Below are 511 nucleotides of genomic sequence, written 5' to 3'. Positions count from 1 at the left end.
TGGGAGGACGTTTACCACGGAGTGATTCATGACTGGGGTGAAGTCGTAACAAGGTAGCCCTAGGGGAACCTGGGGCTGGATCACCTCCTTATACGATTTAGAACTTATTTGTTCGTAGTGTCCACACAGATGATTGTTAGTTAGTTTTACCCTCTGGGTTAACTAATTAATATGCTCTTTAAAAATTTGGAAAAGCTGATAATAAAATTCGTATGAATGACATTTGTTATTTGTACAGAGTTTTCAAAAGTAAAAAAGAATGATAGCAGTATCATTCAGTGCCATTTAATGAACGTTTACGTTTGTTGATTGGTATCTACTTTAGTATTCAATATTAACTTCTGGCGAAGTTAAACTGTCACTAACGTATGACTAAACTTTACTGTTTAGTATTGCGACGTGGATTTGATACTTAGGCAACGCCGCTGATATTTTTGTCGCTGGGCGCATAACGTGTTATGTAACCAAGCAAAAATAGAAAGTAAGGCAGCATAAGTAACAAAGACCAAGC

Annotated in this window: 1 rRNA gene; it reads left to right on the top strand. The window is 37.2% G+C overall.

The window, feature by feature from the left end:
• Positions 1-91 (top strand): 16S ribosomal RNA (locus P20439_RS18530); the annotation flags it as partial.
• Positions 92-511 lie beyond the last annotated feature (420 nt).

Source organism: Pseudoalteromonas sp. BSi20439 (genome assembly GCF_000241165.1).
Classification (GTDB): Bacteria; Pseudomonadota; Gammaproteobacteria; order Enterobacterales; family Alteromonadaceae; genus Pseudoalteromonas.
Note: the sequence above shows the minus strand (reverse complement) of the source record. Positions and strands in the feature narration are given on the sequence as shown.